Source organism: Pseudoxanthobacter soli DSM 19599, assembly GCF_900148505.1.
Classification (GTDB): domain Bacteria; phylum Pseudomonadota; class Alphaproteobacteria; order Rhizobiales; family Segnochrobactraceae; genus Pseudoxanthobacter; species Pseudoxanthobacter soli.
Map to the genome: position 1 here is coordinate 83,205 of NZ_FRXO01000003.1, position 19,563 is coordinate 102,767.

At 69.6% G+C, this 19,563-nt stretch carries 14 protein-coding genes; 10 read left to right on the top strand and 4 right to left on the bottom strand.

The features are described 5' to 3' along the window. Positions 1-90: 90 nt before the first annotated feature. Both BUF17_RS08035 and BUF17_RS08040 read right to left on the bottom strand, forming a co-directional pair. Complete coding sequence (locus BUF17_RS08035) at positions 91-4,914, bottom strand: NAD-glutamate dehydrogenase (RefSeq protein ID WP_073627452.1); 4,824 nt, start codon at positions 4,912-4,914, stop codon at positions 91-93. A 262-nt stretch (positions 4,915-5,176) separates the two neighbouring features. Further along, complete coding sequence (locus tag BUF17_RS08040) at positions 5,177-6,127, bottom strand: branched-chain amino acid ABC transporter permease (protein ID WP_084564285.1); 951 nt, start codon at positions 6,125-6,127, stop codon at positions 5,177-5,179. A 264-nt stretch (positions 6,128-6,391) separates the two neighbouring features. Between BUF17_RS08040 and BUF17_RS08045 the strand changes: the two genes are divergently transcribed. The 8 genes from BUF17_RS08045 to BUF17_RS08080 all read left to right on the top strand — a co-directional run bounded on the left by BUF17_RS08045 (position 6,392) and on the right by BUF17_RS08080 (position 13,006). After that, positions 6,392-6,916 (top strand): hypothetical protein, encoded by a 525-nt coding sequence (locus BUF17_RS08045; RefSeq protein WP_073627453.1) that lies wholly within the window; start codon positions 6,392-6,394, stop codon positions 6,914-6,916. Positions 6,917-7,128: 212 nt separating this feature from the next. After that, entirely contained in the window at positions 7,129-8,520 is a 1,392-nt protein-coding gene (locus BUF17_RS08050) for a sensor histidine kinase (RefSeq protein ID WP_073627455.1), read from the top strand. Between the two features lie 151 nt (positions 8,521-8,671). Further along, positions 8,672-9,433 (top strand): phosphate signaling complex protein PhoU, encoded by a 762-nt coding sequence (phoU, locus tag BUF17_RS08055; RefSeq protein ID WP_073627457.1) that lies wholly within the window; start codon positions 8,672-8,674, stop codon positions 9,431-9,433. A 49-nt stretch (positions 9,434-9,482) separates the two neighbouring features. After that, a complete protein-coding gene (phoB, locus tag BUF17_RS08060) occupies positions 9,483-10,178 on the top strand; it encodes a phosphate regulon transcriptional regulator PhoB (RefSeq protein ID WP_073627459.1) in 696 nt (231 codons plus the stop codon). Positions 10,179-10,411: 233 nt separating this feature from the next. Further along, positions 10,412-11,074: a YceI family protein gene (locus BUF17_RS08065; protein ID WP_073627461.1), complete on the top strand. Its 663-nt coding sequence runs from the start codon at positions 10,412-10,414 to the stop codon at positions 11,072-11,074. 224 nt (positions 11,075-11,298) lie between these two features. Further along, positions 11,299-11,697 (top strand): COG4315 family predicted lipoprotein, encoded by a 399-nt coding sequence (locus tag BUF17_RS08070; protein WP_073627463.1) that lies wholly within the window; start codon positions 11,299-11,301, stop codon positions 11,695-11,697. Positions 11,698-11,705: 8 nt separating this feature from the next. Then, positions 11,706-12,212 (top strand): sigma-70 family RNA polymerase sigma factor, encoded by a 507-nt coding sequence (locus BUF17_RS08075; protein ID WP_073627465.1) that lies wholly within the window; start codon positions 11,706-11,708, stop codon positions 12,210-12,212. Next, entirely contained in the window at positions 12,209-13,006 is a 798-nt protein-coding gene (locus BUF17_RS08080; protein ID WP_073627467.1) for an anti-sigma factor family protein, read from the top strand. Before BUF17_RS08075 ends, BUF17_RS08080 begins: the two co-directional genes overlap by 4 nt. A 19-nt stretch (positions 13,007-13,025) precedes the next feature. On the opposite strand, the gene BUF17_RS08085 is transcribed toward BUF17_RS08080, so the two are convergent. Next, complete coding sequence (locus BUF17_RS08085; RefSeq protein ID WP_073627469.1) at positions 13,026-13,532, bottom strand: peptide deformylase; 507 nt, start codon at positions 13,530-13,532, stop codon at positions 13,026-13,028. A 219-nt stretch (positions 13,533-13,751) separates the two neighbouring features. Between BUF17_RS08085 and BUF17_RS08090 the strand changes: the two genes are divergently transcribed. Together BUF17_RS08090 and putA are read left to right on the top strand one after the other, a co-directional pair. Further along, the gene (locus tag BUF17_RS08090) at positions 13,752-14,417 is read left to right on the top strand and encodes a response regulator transcription factor (protein WP_084564286.1); all 666 of its coding nucleotides are present in this window, start codon (positions 13,752-13,754) and stop codon (positions 14,415-14,417) included. A gap of 187 nt (positions 14,418-14,604) precedes the next feature. After that, a complete protein-coding gene (gene putA / locus BUF17_RS08095) occupies positions 14,605-18,501 on the top strand; it encodes a trifunctional transcriptional regulator/proline dehydrogenase/L-glutamate gamma-semialdehyde dehydrogenase (RefSeq protein WP_073628201.1) in 3,897 nt (1,298 codons plus the stop codon). A 94-nt stretch (positions 18,502-18,595) separates the two neighbouring features. Here putA and BUF17_RS08100 read toward each other — a convergent pair whose 3' ends face one another. Next, positions 18,596-19,411, bottom strand: coding sequence for a hypothetical protein (locus BUF17_RS08100; protein ID WP_139282466.1), 816 nt, complete (start codon positions 19,409-19,411; stop codon positions 18,596-18,598). Positions 19,412-19,563: the final 152 nt, after the last annotated feature.

Here is a 19,563-nt window from a genome sequence, read left to right on the forward strand (position 1 = left end):
CGAGCTGAAAAGCAGGCGCGCGAAACAAATCGGGCCGGACATGGCGTCCGGCCCGATGATGTCGCGATTGTGCGCCGGCGGGAAGCCGGCTCAGCGCCGCGCGAGGTCGCCGATCAGGCCGGCTGCGACGGTGAGCTTGGCGACCGTCATGTCGGTCGCCGCGATCTCGTCGACCGCCTGGCGGATGCGGCCGGCGCTCGGGTTGGCGGCGAGCCAGCGGTCGACCGCGCCCTCGCCGGAATCGGTGGCGACGATGTCGGCGGCGATGGCCCTGACCGCGGTGCCGATGCGGTCAAGCGCACGGTCGAGCGCGAGGCGCTCGTAATAGTCGCCGACCGGGATCGCGCCGGCGCGGCCGGCAAGCGCCTCGATCTTGAGCCGGAGCGCCACGGTGAACAGCACCCCGCCGACCTCCGTGACCGGACGGCCGACCCGGGCGGCAACCGCGACCGCGTCCGGTGCCAGCACCAGCGCGCGGAGCGCCGCGACCCGCAGCGCGAGGGCCGAGGGAACGCCCTTCTCGGCGAGCGCCGAGGCGGCGCCGGCCTTCATCTGCACGAATTCGGCCGGCAGCGCGGTGTCGAGGCTCGCCGCCAGCGCGTCGATGCCCTCGCGGAAGCGGCCGACGATGGATTCGAGCCCTTCCTTGAAGTCGACATTGCGGATGAACCACACCGTGCGCGACATCACGATCTCGGCGACCGCGGCGTAGAGGTCGAGCTGGAGCTTGCCGTCGATCCGGTTGTCGAGGGCGTCGATGTCGGCATAGAGCTCGCCGAGGCGGAACGAGTCGAACGCCGCCGCGAACGCCGAGGCGATGGTGGCGACATCCGCCCCGGTCTCGTCGGCGAGCCTGACCGCGAAGGACGGGCCGCCGCGGTTGATGATGTCGTTGGCGAGGATCGTCGCGATGATCTCGCGGCGCAGGCGATGGCTGGCGACCGCGTCCGGGTATCCCTCGCGCAGCGGCTTCGGGAAATAATCGAACAGGTCGCGGCCCAGATAGGGATCGTCCGGCGTCGCCGAATGCAGCAGGTCCTCGTAGAGCGACAGCTTGCCGTAGGCGAGGAGCACGGCGAGTTCCGGCCGGGCGAGGCCTTCGCCGGCGCGAACCCGCTCGGCGATGGTGGCGTCATCAGGCAGATATTCCACCGCGCGGTCGAGCAGGCCGCGGGATTCGAGGCTCTGCATCAGGCGCTGCTGGAAGCCGGTATCGGCGAGGCCGAGCCGCTCCGTCAGCGACAGCGTCAGCGGCTGGCGGTAGTTGTTGGCGAGCACCAGCCGGGCGACGTCGTCGGTCATCTCCGCGAGCAGGGCATCGCGGCCGCGACGGTCGAGCCGGCCGTCATTGACCGGGGTCGACAGCGCGATCTTGATGTTGACCTCGACGTCCGAGGTGTTGACGCCGGCCGAGTTGTCGATGGCGTCGGAATTGAGACGCACGCCGCGGCGCGCCGCCTCGATGCGGCCGCGCTGCGTGACGCCGAGATTGGCGCCCTCGCCCACCACCTTGGCACCGATGCGGGCGGCGGGAATGCGGATGGCGTCGTTGGCGCGGTCGCCGGCGTCGGCGTCGGTTTCCGTGGAGGCGCGGATATAGGTGCCGATGCCGCCGAACCACAGGAGATCGACCTTGGCCGACAGGATCGCCGTCATCACCTCCTGGGGCGTGGCGTGGTCCTGGGCGAGGCCGAGCAGCGCCTGCACCTCGGGCGACAGCGGGATCGACTTCAACTGCCGGGAGAACACGCCGCCGCCGGCGGAGATGAGCTGCTTGTTGTAGTCGGTCCAGCTCGACCGCGGCAGGTCGAACAGGCGCTGGCGCTCGGCATGGCTCGCCGCCGTGTCCGGGTTCGGATCGAGGAAGATGTCGCGATGGTCGAACGCGGCGACGAGGCGGATGTGCTTCGACAGCAGCATGCCGTTGCCGAACACGTCGCCGGACATGTCGCCGACGCCGGCGACCGTGAACGGCGTCGTCTGGATATCGACGTTCATCTCGCGGAAGTGGCGCTTGACCGCTTCCCAGGCGCCGCGGGCGGTGATGCCCATCTTCTTGTGGTCGTAGCCGGCGGAGCCGCCGGAGGCGAACGCGTCACCCAACCAGAAGCCGCGGCCTTCGGCAATGGCGTTGGCGGTGTCGGAGAACGTCGCGGTGCCCTTGTCGGCGGCGACGACGAGATAGGGATCGTCCTCATCGTAGCGCACCACGCGCGGCGGCGGCACCACGCTGTCGCCGACGAGATTGTCGGTGAGCGAGATCAGCGAGGACACGAAGATCTTGTAGGCCTCGGTGCCTTCCTGGAACACCGCGTCACGCCCGGCGGAGGCCGGCGGCAGCCATTTCGGCACAAAGCCGCCCTTGGCGCCGACCGGCACGATGACGGCGTTCTTGACCTGCTGCGCCTTGACGAGGCCGAGCACCTCGGTGCGGAAATCCTGGGGCCGGTCGGACCAGCGCAGCCCGCCGCGCGCCACCTTGCCGAAGCGCAGGTGGATGCCTTCGACGCGGGGTGAATAGACCCAGATCTCGCGGAACGGCTTCGGCGCCGGCAGCCCGTCCACCGCGTGGGAATCGAGCTTGAACACCAGCGTCTCGAGCGGCTGGCCGTCCGCCCCGATCATGAAGAAGTTGGTGCGCACGATGGCGGCCACCACGTTGGCGAAGTGGCGGATGATGCGGTCGTCGTCGAGGCTCGTGACGGCCTCGAGCGCCGCCTCGATCTCGCGGCCGATGCCGGCGACATCCTCCGCGCGGGTCGAGCCGTCGCGGTCGGGATCGAAGCGGGCGTGGAACTGCCGCACGATGAGGGCGGCGATGGCCGGCGAGCGGCCGAGCGCGCCCCACATATAGTCCTGGGAATAGGGGATGCGGATCTGGCGCAGATAGCGCGAGAACGCCCGGAGCACCGCGATGTCGCGCCAGCCGAGGCCGGCGGACAGGAGAAGCGCGTTGTAGCCGTCGGATTCCGCCCGGTTCTGCCAGACGGCCATGAACAGCGCCTCGGCGGCCCCGCCGAGCGCCTCGGTGTCGATGATGCCGCCGTCGGCCCGCTCCAGCGTCATGTCGTGCAGGAAGACGGGGCTCGACAGATCGGGCGGCGCGACGCGGAAGGTGCGCTCGTCGATCACGCGGAAGCCCATGTCTTCCAGGATCGGCACCCGGCGCGACAGCGGGATCGGGCGGGCGAGCTGGAACAGCCGCAGGGTGACCTGCGTCGCCGGATCGCTCGCCCGGTGCAGGAAATCGATGGCGGTCGGGCGGTCCTCGGAGAGGCGCTGGAGCACCGCGATGTCGGCGACCGCGGTCTCGGCGGAATAGAAGACGCGATAGCCGGGCTCGAACCCGGCCGCATAGCGCGCCGTCAGCGCCCCGGTGCCGGCATCCGGCGCGGCCTGTTCGGCGGCCTCGCGCAGGTCGTCCTCCCAGGTGCGCACGATGCCCGCGACCGTGCCCTCGAGGGCGGTGGCGTCGATCTCGGCCACCTCGGCGCCAAGGCCGCCGATGGTGAAGAACAGCCGGGCGAGCGAGCCTTCCGGGAACTCCAGCGCCACGTTCGACACCGCGCCGCCGCAGGCCTCGGCCAGCGCCGCGCCGATGCGCGCGACGGCATCGGACGAATAGCGCTCGCGCGGGACGTAGACGATGACGGAAACGAAGCGGTTGAACTCGTCGCGGCGGGCAAGCACGCGGATGCGCGGGCGCTCGCCGAGCTCGACGATCTTCAGGCCGAACCCGTAGAGCGTCTCCGCCTCGATCTGAAACAGCTCGTCGCGGGGATAGGTTTCGAGCGCCGCGGCCAGCGCCTTGCCGGAATGGCTGCGCGGGTCGAGATCGGCGAGGCGGAGCACGGTTTCCGCCTTGCGGCGGATCAGCGGGATCTGGCGGATCGGACGGGTATAGGCCGGGCGCGTGAACAGGCCGACAAGGCGCACCTCGCCCGTGAGTTCGCCGGTCGCGGAGAACAGCTTGAGGCCGACATAGTCCATGAAGGCGCGGCGATGCACCCGCGCCCTGAGGTCGGCCTTGGTGACGATCAGCGGATCGGGCCGGCGCAGGAAGGCGCGGATCTGCGGCGCCGCCGCGAGCAGGCTCGCATCCCGGCCGAGCACCATCATGTCGAGATCGCGCAGCACGCCGAGCGAGCTGTCCTCGCGCCGCTCCATGTGCTCCTCGCCGCTGCCGCCGACGAAGGCGTAGTCGCGCATGCCGAGCAGCACGAAATTGTCGTCGTTCAGCCACTCCACGAAGGCGTTGGCTTCCTCCAGCACCTCCGGATCGATGGAGGCCGGCGGTGCGGCGCGCCAGTCGACCAGCACGGCCTTGAGGCGGGTGCGCATCGCGACCTCGTCCGCCACCGCGCGGCGGACATCGGTCAGGGTGTGGTTGAGGCCGACGGCGAGCTTCTCGCGCTCGTCCTCGTCGAGGCGGCCGACATGGAGGGTGATGAGGCTTTCGTTGCGCAGGGCGGGCGTGGTCTCTTCGGGATCGGCGAGGCCGGCGAAGCGGACGAGGCGCCCGTCGCCGTCGCGCTCCACCGCGAGGATCGGGTGGGAGACGAGCAGCAGTTCGACGCCCTGGTCCTGGAGTTCGCCCATGACCGAATCGAGCAGGAACGGCATGTCGTCGTTGAGGATCTCGACGACGGTGATGGGGCGGTTGGCGCTGCCCGTCAGCCGGTGCTCGGAGAAGCGGATGCGGTGGGCACCCGGCGTTCTCTCGGCGAAGGCCCGCCAGGCCTCGTCGGCGAGCACGGCGAGGTCGTCGCCGTCATAGCCCGCGAGGTCCTCCTCGGCCGCCTTGGAGAACACCGCCCGCGCGAACAGCGCACGCACGGCACCGTCCGCCTCGGTCCGCAGCCGGTCTTCCGCTGCCACGATGACCGCCTTTTCGCCTTCGTACCGATCGAGCATCAAAGCCATCCTTCGTTCGTTATCCGCCTTGTGCTCCGGCGGCTTTCGGGTGTGCGCAGTCTGTCCGTCTCACCATGACAGATCAATGGCGGCGGCGGGCGTCCCTCGCTCCGTCATGGGGACGGCGGGACCGCGGCGACGCCTGGACGGGAGCGATATAGCGCCCGGCCCGCCGGAAAGAAAGGAAATCCCCTCGTCTAAAACATTGCAATTCTGTCATTATTTCTTTCCGGTCGTATGAATACATGCGATCTGCGGCGCGTTATGCCTGCCCGCCGCGATCCGGCGCGAGCCCCGAGGGCCTGAGCACGAACAGCCCGACCAGCATCCCGAACACCGCCACGTCGCGCCATTCCGCGCCGAACAGGCTCGACCACGTCGTCTCAAGCCCGCCGAGCAGAAGCCCGCCGACGAGCGCCCACCCGACGGAGCCGATGCCGCCGACGATCGCCGCCAGCAGCGCCTTGAGCCCGATGGTGAGGCCGGTGTGGAAATCGACATTGCCGTAGAGCACCAGCATCAGCGCCCCCGCGAACCCGGCGGCGGCGGAGGCGATGGCGAACGTGGCGGTGCGCACATCATCGGCCGAGATCCCGCACAGCGCCGCCGCCACGGGATCGTCGGCACAGGCGCGCCACATCCGGCCGAACGGATGGCGGCGGATGAAGGCGACGAGGCCGAGCGCCCCGCCGAGCGCGGCGAGCCCGCCGAGCACCTGCACGGGACCGACCGCGAGCGTGAAATCCGGCGACGGCAGGAGCACGAAGCTCAGCGTCGACAGCGGCGGCAGCCAGCGATCGGTGCTGCCGTTGGCGAGGCGGATGAACTCCTGCAGCGCGATGGCGAGCGAGATGGTCGTGACCAGCATGGCAAGGTTGGTGCGCCCGACCACAGGGCGCACGACGATGCGCTCGGACACCGCCCCGAACAGCCCACAGGCCACAATGGCATAAAGCCCGGCGAGCACCACCGCCGTGACCGGCGAGACGCCGGTGGCGGAGGCGATGGCGATGACCACGTTGAAGGTGATCGCAGCGCCGAGCGACGTGATCGCGCCGAACGCGAAGTTGATGCGGGAGGTGATGCCGTAGACGAGCGCGTAGCTCGACGCCAGCAGGCCGTAGAACGACCCGGAGACGACCGCGTTGACGGCCTGCTGGAGCGCGTAGGCCAGCGAGAACGACGAAAGGCCAGACACCACCGCGGAAACCATCGCCCTCCCCCATCAGGCAGATCGACCGCACACGCCCGGCGGCGGGCGCAAGGCCGTGCGACCGGCGAGCGCACGACCGCCTGCCGCGGACGTCTCCCGTCCGGCCTCGTGTCCGCCCCTGCCGGATCATGGCCCGGCGCCGCCTTGTGCGCCAGACCCGACGCAGCCTTCGATTCGGCCGGTGGCGGCCACCGCCTCCCCTGTTCAACCGCCGGTCGAGCCTCTACTCTCAACGAATTCCGGACGCTGGACTGGAGGGGAACGATGACGGCAGCCGCACTTCACTATGACGCATTCGGTTCGCTGAAGAGAACGGGAACGGCGCTTGGCGTCGCCGCGATCCTCGGCCTCGGGCTGCTCGTGGCCGTGAACGAGGGCCCGCGGTGGTTCGCCCACGAAACGGCACCGGCGCTCGCGCTGGAAGGCGGCGGCTTCCTGTTCAATTACCGCATCGCCGAGGTGAGCTACGGCCTCGTGGCCCAGGCGAAGCCGCCGGTGCCGGACGGCACGCTGATCGAGGCGCAGTTCGCCAATCCCGCCGGCGGACCGGCGCTCGTCGTGACCAACACCGCCCACGGCGACCTTTCCAAGATCGTGGTGCGCTCGCCGCCGGTCCACGGCGTTAAGGCCGGCGTGCCCTACGACGTCACGGTCCGCCTGATCGATCCGCGGACCAAGGAGGCGTTCGCGACGCTGGAGACGAGCTTCAAGTCGGACCTCGACGACACGGTGATGCCGGCGAGGCCCCTGACCGTCGGCCCCGGCTACCAGCGGCCGCCCGAACCCTGAGCCGCGCGGGCAGACGCGGGGCGTCGCTCTATCGTCACGGTTCGAGCGGAGACTGATGAATCGAACTGGCCGGCCGAGCCGGCCGATCGAAGTGGGGCGTCCGGACCTTCCGGACGGCCCGGGCTGGCGGGACCGCATCTCGACCGGAGGCGGCCCCCGCACGGGAGGCGTCGCCGGCTGCGGAACCCGAGGCCTGCCACCGGAACCCGACGATGGATGACGACGACGATATCGGCTTCGACAGCGGCGGATGGGGCGCGCCCGGGACCGTGCCCGCCGTTCTGGCGCCGGTTCTCGCCGCGCTCGGCTTCCTTGTGTTCGCCGCCCTCAGGGGCGAGCTTTCCTCAGGCACCGCGCTCCTCGGCATCCTGATCGTCGGCGCGGTCGGGTTCGTCGCCGCGCTCGGCCTCGGCGCGCGGGTTCGCCGCCGGGTGCGGCGCGCACCCGAGGCCAGTCGGACGCTGTGGCCCGACGGCGGCATGAAGCTGACCGTCGAGGCCCTGCCGGAACCCTGCTACATCGCCGATTCGCGCGGCCGGCTGCGGTTCGCCAATGCGGCCGCGGCCGCCGCCTTCGGCCCGATCCAGCCGGGAGACCCGCTGTCGTTCCGCCTGCGTGTGCCGTCGGTGCTGGAAGCGCTCGACCGCGTTTCGGCCGGCGGGCCGGCTGAGGCGGTCGCCTGGACCGAAAAGATTCCAACCGATCGCTGGTACGAGGCGCGCATCGTGCCGCTGCGCCTGCCGGGGCGCGAGCGGCGCGTCGGCGACGGGCCGGACTTCGTGTTCCTCATGATCCACGATCAGACCGAGCAGAAGCGCACCGAGACGCTGCGCGCCGACTTCGTCGCCAACGCCAGCCACGAACTGCGCACGCCGCTCGCCTCGCTGTCCGGCTTCATCGAGACCCTGCAGGGCCCCGCCCGCAAGGACGAGGTGGCGCGCGAACGCTTCCTTGCGATCATGGCCGAGCAGGCGCGCCGGATGGGCCGGCTGATCGACGACCTGCTGCACCTGTCGCGCATCGAGATGCGTGCCCACATCCGCCCCTCGGCCCTGGTCGATCTCGGCGCGGTCGTGCGCACTGTCGCCGACGGTCTGGAGCCGCTCGCCGACGAGAACGAGGTGGTGATCGTGCGCGAACTGCCGGAAAGCGGCCCGGTGGTGCGCGGCGACCGCGACGAACTGGTGCAGGTGGTGGAAAACCTGGCCGAGAACGCCATCAAATACGGCGCCGCCGGCAAAAGGGTCGTGCTGTCGTGCTGGACCGACCGCAGCGGCGCCCAGCCGGCCGCGATCGTCTCGGTGCGAGATTTCGGCCCGGGCATCGCCCCGGAGCACCAGCCGCGCCTGACCGAGCGCTTCTATCGCGTCGACGTCGCCACCAGCCGCAGTCAGCGCGGCACCGGCCTCGGGCTTTCCATCGTGAAGCACATCCTCGCCCGTCATGGTGGCCGGCTCTCCATCGAAAGCCAGCCGGGCAAGGGCGCGACGTTCATCCTCCGGCTCGATTGCGCCGAAGCGCCGCCGCCTGCGGCCATCGACGGCGAAAATGCCGGTCTTTCCAAAGAGTTGCACCTTCATAAAACGACCATCGGAGAGTCATAAAAGGAAGGCAACCGGGATCGGCCCAGAGGGCGTTCCAGGCGGCTTCGCGGCATTGGCCGCTCGGCAAACCCGCACGGCGCGCTAAGATGGAACAGAACCCGTCGTCCGGACGACTCGACCGGACGCCCCTGTTCCAAATCTGGAGATGGCAATGCCCCAGCACACCGTCGTCGCCTACGACGACGAACTGAAGCAGCTTGCCGGCTGGATCGCCGAAATGGGCGGCCAGGCCGAGCGCCTGCTGATCGACGCCGTCACCGCGCTGTCGCGGATCGACACCGACCTCGCCCAGCAGGTGATCGTCAACGACCAGCGCCTCGACATCGTGCAGCGCAAGGTGGAGGAAGCGGCGATCTCGATCATCGCCCGCCGCCAGCCGATGGCCCGCGACCTGCGCGAGATCGTCTCGGCGCTGCGTGTTTCGAACGATCTGGAGCGGGTCGGCGATCTCGCCAAGAACATCGCCAAGCGCGTGGTGGCCATGAACGGCCAGTACCAGTCGAAGCGGCTGGTGCTGGGCGTCGAGCACATCTCCGAGATCGCGCTCGAACAGATCAAGACCGTCATCGACGCCTACACCGCCCGCGACGTCGAGGCGGCGGAAGCGGTGCGCAATCGCGACGACGAGATCGACGCGATGTACACCTCGCTGTTCCGCGAACTTCTGACCTACATGATGGAAGACCCGCGCAACATCACGTTCTGCACGCATCTTCTGTTCTGCGCCAAGAACATCGAGCGCATCGGCGACCACGCCACCAACATCGCCGAGAACATCCACTATCTCGTGACCGGCGAGCAGCCCGCGCTCGACCGTCCGAAGCTCGACAACAGCAGCCTGACCTCCGTCGAGTTCGGCAAGGCCGAACAGGCGCGGGCGACGGCGGCGAGCACCGAAACCGGCAAGGCCTGAGGGCCTGCCGGACCCGCAAACCACCCAAGCACATCCGGGAAAGACGCCGATGCCGTCGGTGATGATCGTCGAGGACGAGGAGGCCCTGAGCCTCCTCCTGCGCTACAACCTCGAAGCGGAGGGCTTCGCCGTCGAAGCCTGCATGCGCGGCGACGAGGCCGAAATCCGGCTGCGCGAGAGCCAGCCCGACCTGGTGCTGCTCGACTGGATGCTGCCGGGCCTTTCGGGCATCGAGCTGTGCCGGCGCCTGAGGGCGCGGGAAGAGACCGAGCGGCTGCCGATCATCATGCTCACCGCCCGCGGCGAGGAGGCCGAGCGGGTGCGCGGGCTCGCCATTGGCGCCGACGACTACGTGGTCAAGCCGTTCTCGGTGCCGGAACTGATGGCGCGGGTGCGCGCCATCCTGCGCCGGGCGAAGCCGGAGGTGGTGTCGTCGCAGCTCAAGGCCGGCGACCTCGAACTCGACCGCGAGACCCACCGCGTGCGCCGCGGCGGCCGGGAAATCCACCTCGGCCCGACCGAGTTCCGCCTGCTCGAGTTCCTGATGACCTCCCCCGGCCGCGTGTTCGCCCGCGAGCAGCTGCTGGACGGGGTCTGGGGGCACGACGTCTATGTCGACGAGCGGACGGTGGACGTCCATGTCGGGCGCCTGCGCAAGTCCTTGAACCGCGGCAAGGCCAAGGACCCGATCCGCACCGTGCGCGGCTCCGGCTACGCCTTCGACGACCAGTTCGCGGCGAAGTGAGCCGGCGGCGCACCCTGACGACCGTAAAATCCGCATCCGGGCGGGAATAAAGTCCCCTGCCGGGTGTTTCATCGCGAGGCGGTCCCACTTCGGGGCTGCCGCTGCCTCGACGCGCGGGTTCGCCGGGCCGGGTTGGCCCGCTGCCGCTGCGAGAGGCTCTTGAATCTGGCGCCGCCGCTGAAGGCCCGCATTCGGAGGGTCGCAGGCACGACGCGCCAGTGAAAGGCGCTGCGATGAAATCCCGCTTTGCCGTGCGGTGCGTTGCCCCCGCCCTCATCGTTCTCGCCATCGGCGCCGGCGCCGCCCGCGCGGACGATCTTTCCGGGCTCGCCGGCCGCTATGCCATCGGCACCGGCACCAACGTCGCCTTCTCCGTGGCGGCGTCGGTCGGCCCCGGCATTTCCGGCCGCTTCACCGGCTTTTCCGGCACCATCGATTTCGATCCCGTCCATGCCGAGCGGTCGTCGGTCACGTTCGACGTGAACGCGGCCTCGGTGACGACCGGCATCGCGCTGCTCGACGGCGTGCTGCGGTCCGATGCGGCGTTCAATGCGGACGCCTATCCGGTGATCTCGTTCCGCTCGACGGCGGTGCAGCGCACCGGCCCCGCCAGCGCCGACATCGAGGGGCTGATGACGCTGCGCGGCCAGACGGTGCCGGAGCGCTTCAGCGTGGACCTCACCGGCCACGGTGGCGACAGCGCCGAGTTTCGCGTGACCGGAACGCTGATGCGCACCGCCTTCGGCATGACGGCGGGCTTCCCGGCCTTTTCCGACAAGGTGGTGCTGAACCTCTCGGTCGACGGCCGCCGCCTGAGCGGTGCCCGGCAAGACGACGCCAGGCAAGACGGCGCCAGGCAAGACGGCGCCAGGCAAGACGGCGCCCGGCAGGGATGAAGAAAAAAGCCGCCGCGCGTGGATGAAATCCCGCGGGGCGGTGTTCTTGATCACAGGAAGCGCGGCGAGACCGCACCGCGGCACCCCCGATGCAGCGGCGCCGGCGACGGCAGAGCTTCCCGCCTGCCGGACGCACGCACGGCCCGAAACGGCCCTGCGGCGTCCGGCAGCCCCTCTCGGAAACATGCCGACACGCCGGGACAGACCGGCAAGGGAGACTGACCATGAGCCGTTCCCACCTTCTCCACGGCGCCGTCCTGCTGGCGGCCTGTGCCTTCCTCACCCCGGCGATTGCCGAGGACTACGCCTCCGGCGCCATCAAGACGATGCAGACCGCCCAGGGCGAGATCCTGACCGATGCCAAGGGCATGACGCTCTACACCTACGACAAGGACACGGCGGGCGTGTCCAACTGCTCCGGCGGCTGCGCGGTGAAGTGGCCGCCGCTGATGGCGGCCAAAGGCGCCAAGGCCACGGGCGCGTTCACCCTGATCAAGCGCGCCGACGGCGGCGAACAATGGGCGGCCGACGGCAAGCCGCTCTATCTGTGGCAGGGCGACAAGAAGCCGGGCGACGTCACCGGCGACGGCGTCGGTGGCGTCTGGCACCTCGCCAAGGAATAGGCGCGTCGATGTCCGCGTTCCTGGACGATCTCGAAGCCGCGGTTCCGGCGCTGCGCCGCTACGCACGCGCGCTGACGCGCGACGCCGACCGTGCCGACGACCTCGTCCAGGACTGCCTGGAGCGGGCCATCGCGAAGCAGGGCCTGTGGCGGCCGCTCGGCCCCCTCAGGCCCTGGCTCTACCGCATCATGGTGAACCTCCACCGCAACGACGAGCGGCGGCGGCGACGCGCACCGGAGACCAGCGATCTCGACGAGCCCGGCTTCGAGCCGGCGACGCCGCCGTCCCAGGGCGCGCACCTCGCGCTGGCGGAGACCGCGCGCGCGCTCGACCGGCTGCCGGCCGAGCAGCGCGAGGCGCTGCTGCTGGTGGTCACGGAAGGACTGAGCTACGCCGAGGCGGCGGCGGTTCTGGACATTCCCCAGGGAACGCTGATGTCGCGCATCGGGCGGGCGCGGGAGACCTTGAGGACGATGGCGGACGGAACGCAGCCGAAGCTGAGGACGGTGAAATGAGCGCCGACGACACCACTCCCGCGGCCGGCGCCGGCATCACCGAGGCCGACCTCCATGCCTATGTCGATGGCTGGCTCGATGCCGAAGGCCGGGCGAAGGTCGCCGCGCACCTCGCCGAACACCCGGCCGACCGCGCCCGCGTCGACGCCTGGCGGGTGCAGGCCGATCATCTCCGCGTCCTTCTCGGTGGAACCGTCGACGAGCCGGTGCCGCCGCGGCTCGACGTGCGCCGCATGGCGGAGGGCCGGCATGCAGCAAGGCGCCGCTTCGCGGTGATGGCCGCCTCCGCCGCGCTGCTCGTCGCCTTCGGCGCAGCCGGCGGCTGGTATGGCCGGGAACTGGCCGGCCCCGCCCCGGCGGACCGCGCGATGGTCGCCGAAGCCGAGGTCGCCCACGCGCTCTACACCCCCGAGGTGATGCACCCGGTCGAGGTCTCCGCCGATCAGGGCGACCATCTCGCGCGCTGGCTTTCCAAGCGGCTCGCCCGCCCGCTGGCGCTGCCGGATCTCTCGAAAGCCGGCTTCTCGCTGGTCGGCGGCCGGCTGCTTCCGGCCGGTGACGGGCCGGCGGCGCAGCTGATGTACGAGAACCGCGAAGGCCGCCGCATCACGCTCTATGTCGTGCCCGGCACCGGGGGCGAGACGGCGATGCGGGTTTCCGAGCGGGACGGGCTCACCGCCGTGTCGTGGCGGGGCGAGAAGCTCGGCTGCGTGCTGGTCGGCGACCTGCCCAGGCCCGACCTGATGACGCTTGCCAAGGAAAGCTACCAGAGCCTGGACGGGCCGGAGGCGTGACGCGCGAGAGGGCCGCGGTTCAGGACGCGGCCGCCTTGTTCCACTTGCTCCAGCGCTTGACGAGCCGGTCGCGCTTCAGACGCGACAGCCGCTCGATCCAGAACACCCCGTCGAGCTGGTCGATCTCGTGCTGCAGGCAGACCGCGAGGAAGCCATCCGCCCAATCCTCCCGCGGCGTGCCGTCGAGGTCCTGCCAGGCCACGCGGACCCGGACCGGACGCTCCACCTCGTCGGTGATGCCGGGCATGGAGACGCTGCCTTCGGTGTGGCGCCCCGTTTCCGCCGACGCCTCCAGGACGTGCGGATTGACGTAGAACAGCGGCACGGCGGCACGGTCGAGTTCGATCGCCGTGAGCCGCAGCGAAACGCCGACATGGGGCGCGGTGATGCCGACACCCGGCGCCGCGCGCATGGTATCGACCAGATCCGACGCCAGCGCCCTGAGATCGTCGTCGAACGCCGCCACCGCCTCGGCGGGCCGCCGCAGGCCCGGATCGGGATATTTCAGGATCGGCCGGATCGCCATGCGTTTCCCCTTGCCCGCGCAATCGGAGCCCGTCCGGCGGCCTTGCCGCTTCGGGGCCGGTCATCGGGCCGCTGGACACGACAAAAGCGGCTATTCGGTGGAATCGCGCGGTTGCACAAAGCCGCCGTGAAACCGATACTGGTTCCAAACAATGCCGGACGCGACTCGGACACCATCGGCCGGGCGCCGATACCGGCCATAAAGAGGAACACCCCCATCGTGTCAGCGACACCGCGGCACCGTTTCGTCATCGTCGACGATCATCCCCTGGTCCGCGGGGCCCTGCGGCAGGTGCTGGAGGGCGTCGAGGACGATGTCGCCGTCGAGGAGGCGGGATCGCTGGACGAGGTGATCGCGCTGCTCGACCGCCTGCCGGATGTCGACCTGCTGCTGCTCGACCTGTCGATGCCGGGTGTGCAGGGTTTTTCCGGACTGCTCTATCTGCGCGCGCAATTCCCGGCGGTTCCGGTCGTCGTGGTCTCGGCGACCGAGGAACCGGCGACCATCCGCAAGGCGATCGAGTTCGGGGCCGCCGGCTTCATCCCGAAATCCGTCGGCACGGACACCATCCGCGCCGCGGTCAAGGCCGTCACCGGCGGTGGCGAGTGGGTGCCCGCCGACATCGCGCTCGGCGCAGGAGACGACGGCGACGAGGATATCGTCCGCCGGCTGGAAACCCTCACGCCCCAGCAGCTGCGGGTGCTGATGATGCTGAGCGAGGGCCTGCTCAACAAGCAGATCGCCCACGCGCTGAGCGTTTCGGAAGCGACCGTGAAGGCCCACGTTTCCGCGGTGCTGCAGAAGCTCGGCGTCGAAAGCCGCACCCAGGCGGTGATCGCCGCCGCCCGGATCGCCGGGGCGCCGAAGGCGAGCGTCGCCGGCTGACCGCGGCTGCCGCGCGCCATCGCGTCGCGGTTTTGCAGGTCACGCGCTCGGACGTCTTGAGGGGCTTCGCCAAGGTTGCGCCCCTTTCCCAAGGCGACGGGTTGCGCTATGGATGGTGCATGGGTTGCGCCGCGGCGATAACGGCGTCGCAACCAGGCTCCTTTCCAGCGCACCGACCGAGGCGACCATGGCCACCACCATCGGAGTGAAGATCGACGACGCCCTGCGCGCGCGGCTGAAGGAGGCGGCGGAAAAGGTCGGCCGCTCGCCGCACTGGCTGATCAAGCAGTCGCTGCTCTCGGCCGTGGAGCGCATCGAGCGCGGCGAGGACATGAGCGACCTCGTCGGCGACGCCCCGCGCAACCTCGATGTGACGGATACGCCGGAGCCCGCCCCGGCGCCGCAGCCGTTCCTGGAGTTCGCCCAGAACATCCAGTCGCAGAGCGTGCTGCGCGCCAAGATCACCGCCGCCTACCGCCGGCCCGAGCACGAATGCCTGCCGCTGCTGATCACCCAGGCCACGCTGCCGAAGGCGACGGGCGAGCAGGCGCGGGAACTGGCGCATCGCCTGGTCGCCACGCTGCGGGAGAAGCAGCGCAAGGGCGGCGGCGTCGAGAAGCTGATCCACGAATATTCGCTGACGAGCCAGGAAGGCGTGGCGCTGATGTGCCTCGCCGAGGCGCTGTTGCGCATTCCCGACCGCGCCACCCGCGATGCGCTGATCCGCGACAAGATTTCGGCCGGGAACTGGCAGTCCCACGTCGGCCGTTCCACCTCGCTGTTCGTCAACGCCGCGACGTGGGGCCTCGTCGTCACCGGCAAGCTGACATCGACCACGAGCGAGGCGGACCTGACCTCCGCCATCACCCGCCTGATCGGCAAGGGCGGCGAGCCCTTGATCCGCAAGGGCGTCGACATGGCGATGCGGATGATGGGCGAGCAGTTCGTCACCGGGCAGACGATCTCGGAGGCGCTCGCCAATTCCCGCCGCTTCGAGGCGATGGGCTTCCGCTATTCCTACGACATGCTCGGCGAGGCGGCGACCACCGAGGCCGATGCCCAGCGTTATTACGCCGATTACGAACAGGCGATCCACGCCATCGGCAAGGCCTCGGGCGGGCGCGGCATCTACGAAGGGCCGGGCATTTCGATCAAGCTTTCGGCGCTGCATCCGCGCTATTGCCGCGCCCAGGGCGAGCGCACCATGACGGAGCTGCTGCCGCGGGTGAAGGCGCTCGCGGTGCTGGCGCGGCGCTACGACATCGGCATCAACATCGACGCCGAGGAGGCCGACCGGCTGGAACTGTCGCTAGACCTGCTGGAAGCACTCTGCTTCGACCCCGACCTCGCCGGCTGGAACGGCATCGGGTTCGTGGTGCAGGGCTATCAGAAGCGCTGCTTCTTCGTGATCGATTACCTGATCGACCTCGCGCGGCGCTCCGGCCACCGCCTGATGGTGCGGCAGGTGAAGGGCGCCTACTGGGACGCCGAGATCAAGCGCGCCCAGGTCGACGGGCTCGAGGGTTTCCCGGTGTTCACCCGCAAGGTGCACACCGACGTGTCCTATCTCGCCTGCGCCCGCAAGCTGCTGTCGGCGCCGGATGCGATCTACCCGCAGTTCGCCACCCACAACGCCCAGACGCTCGCCACCATCTACGCCATGGCCGGCGGCAATTATTATAGCGGCCAGTACGAGTTCCAGTGCCTGCACGGCATGGGCGAGCCGCTTTACGAGGAAGTGGTGGCGAAGGACAAGCTCGCCCGCCCCTGCCGCATCTATGCCCCGGTCGGCACCCACGAGACGCTGCTCGCCTATCTCGTGCGGCGGCTTCTGGAGAACGGCGCCAATACCTCGTTCGTCAACCGCATCGCCGATCCCTCGATTCCGATCGACGAGCTGATCGCCGATCCGGTCGCGGTCGCCCGGGCGATCCAGCCGCTTGGCTCGCCGCACCCCAAGATCGCGCTGCCGCGCGAGCTGTTCGGCACCGCGCGCGAGAATTCCGCCGGGCTCGACCTTTCCAACGAGCAGCGGCTGGCCTCGCTTTCCGCCGCGCTTTTGGCGAGCGCCGACATCGCCTACACCGCGGAACCGCTGACCGCCGACGGCCCCGTCGCCGGTGAGGCGCGCACGGTCGTCAATCCGGCCGACCGCCGCGACGTGGTCGGCACCGTGGTCGATGCGACGGCGGAGACGGTTTCGGTCGCACTCGGCCACGCCGTCGCCGCCGCGCCGATCTGGGCGGCGACGCCGCCGGAGGAGCGCGCGCTCTGCCTGATGCGCGCCGCCGACCTGATGGAGGCGCGGATGCCGTCGCTGCTCGGCATCATCGTGCGCGAAGCCGGCAAATCATTGCCGAACGCCGTCGCCGAGGTGCGCGAGGCGGTCGATTTCCTGCGCTATTATGCCGGCGAGGTGCGGGCCTCGTTCTCCAACGACACCCACCGTCCGCTCGGGCCGGTGGTGTGCATCAGCCCGTGGAACTTCCCGCTCGCGATCTTCACCGGCCAGATCGCCGCCGCCCTCGCCGCCGGCAATCCGGTGGTCGCCAAGCCGGCGGAGGAAACCCCGCTGATCGCCGCCGCGGGCGTGCGCATTCTGCACGAGGCCGGCGTGCCGGCCGGCGCGCTGCAGCTGCTGCCGGGTGCCGGCGATGTCGGCGCCGCGCTCGTGGCCGACCCGCGCACGGCGGCGGTGATGTTCACCGGTTCGACCGAGGTCGCCCGGCTGATCCAGAAGACGCTGGCGAGCCGCCTCAGCCCATCGGGACGGACGATTCCGCTGATCGCCGAGACCGGCGGGCAGAACGCGATGATCGTCGATTCCTCGGCGCTGAGCGAGCAGGTGGTGGGCGACGTGCTCACATCCGCGTTCGATTCCGCCGGCCAGCGCTGTTCGGCGCTGCGGGTGCTGTGCCTTCAGGAGGATGTCGCCGACCGCATCCTCACCATGCTGCGCGGCGCGATGAACGAGCTTGCCGTCGGCAATCCCGACAGGCTTTCGACCGATGTCGGCCCGGTCATCACCGCCGAGGCCAAGGCCACCATCGACGATCACATCGAGGCGATGCGCGCCGCCGGCCGCGCAGTGGAACAGATCGCGACCGGACCTTCCGGCCGCAACGGCACCTTCGTGCCGCCGACGCTGATCGAGATCGGGTCCATGGCGGAGCTGAAGCGCGAGGTGTTCGGCCCGGTGCTGCACGTGCTGCGCTTCCGCCGCGAGGACATGGAAGCCGTGGTCGACGACGTCAACGGCGCCGGCTACGGGCTGACCTTCGGCGTCCACAGCCGGATCGACGAGACCATCGCCCGCGTCACCCGGCGGATCGATGCCGGCAACGTCTATGTCAACCGCAACACCGTCGGCGCCGTGGTGGGCGTGCAGCCGTTCGGCGGGCGCGGCCTTTCAGGCACAGGGCCGAAGGCGGGCGGGCCGCTCTATCTCTCGCGGCTCCTGTCGGTCCACCCGCCGTTCCAGCCGTTCCCGGCCGCAGCGCCCACAGAGGCCCGCGAGACCGCCCGGCTGTTCCACGCCCACCTCGTCGCCGAGGGGCTGACGGCGGTGGCCGACCGGGTGGAGCGGCAGATCGAGCGCTCGCTCGCCGGCCGCCAGATGGAACTGCCCGGCCCGGTGGGCGAGCGCAACCTCTACCGCGCGGAGCCGCGCGGCGCGGTGCTCGCCGTCGCGCAGACCGAGGCCGGCGCGCTGGTCCAGATCGGGGCGGCGCTCGCCACCGGCAACAAGGTGTTCGTGGTGCCGCCCGCCGATGGCAGCGACCTCGCCGCCCACATCGCCCGGTTCCCGGTGGCGGTGCGCGCCGATATCGACCTGACCGCGGACTGGGCCCATGCCGGGCCGTTCGCGGCGGTGCTGTTCGAGGGCGACGGCGACGCGCTTTCCGCCCTCGCCGCCCGCGTCGCCGCCCTGCCGGGGCCGATCGTCCCGGTCCACGGCATCGCCCGCGACGCGCTCGACAACGGCGCCGACGACTATCCGCTGGAGATGCTGGTGGAGGAGCGCTCCATCAGCACCAACACCGCCGCCGCCGGTGGGAATGCGAGCCTGATGACCATCGGGTGAGAGATAGATCGCAGACGAGTGCCGTGGTGCAAAAGCGATGAGGTGCAAATGCTCCGGTCGGTCGGCGGAAGATCGCGTCCGCCGACCGTAATTTTCAGCGAGGACCCTGGCGCAAGATTTTGGGCAGATCCTCCGGCACCTTCACGCCGTAACGGCGAAACCGGATATGCTCCGTTCCATCCTTGGTTCTCTCGAGGCGCGGCCGGAAGGCAATGAACTCGATGACCGCCGGCTTTCCGGAGCCGCTCCATTTTGTCTGGGCATTCTGGGCAATCTTCACCTCGACCTTCACGGATCCGACCTCGACGATGCCGGCGTTTGCACCAGCCGTACCCGACTGATTGATCGTTAACGTCGCGTCGTCCGCAGCATAGGCGCGGAAAACCAGCAGATAGACCAGGTCGGGATTCTTCAGGACCGTGTCGATCTCCCAACTGGAGTCGCCACCGGCAGCGACTTTGGCAACCTGCGCGCGTAGCGCCGCGGTGATATCGTCATCGACAGAGCCGTAGGATTCATCGACATAGGCATTTATCTGGAATGCAGTCTTGCCTTGGACAACGGCGGCCACCTCCGCTTCGGTGAGCGAGGTGGCTTCGGTCCCGGAAAGCGTGACGCCGAACTCCGAGACCTGAGTCGCTTCGTAATTGGCTTTCGCACTTTCAGTTGTGACCGACGCGGGAACGACGCCGATCTCCGAGAGCGATCCGGCCTTGGTGTCGACCAGATAGAGCCGCCCGAGTTCCGCCATGCCGCTGTTGAGATAGCCGAAAGAAAGTCTGCTGAAATTCGGATTAATCGTCGCCGTGGGCGAGCCGCAGCCACTCACGACGGCAACCAATCCGAGGCCGAGCGCGAAGCGACCCCAGCCCCAACCGAGATAACGGCCTTGTGTTGTCTCCACTGTCATGACGATGAGCCCCCTATAGGCACCAGCCGTGCCCCAGCCCCGGGGCGGCATCCTCGACCAGTGCATGCGAGATTCCATTAACACATTCATTGCGGGCATATAAGTACCACGCGCAACCAAAAGAGCGTCATATCATCCCATCGAGCGTACGC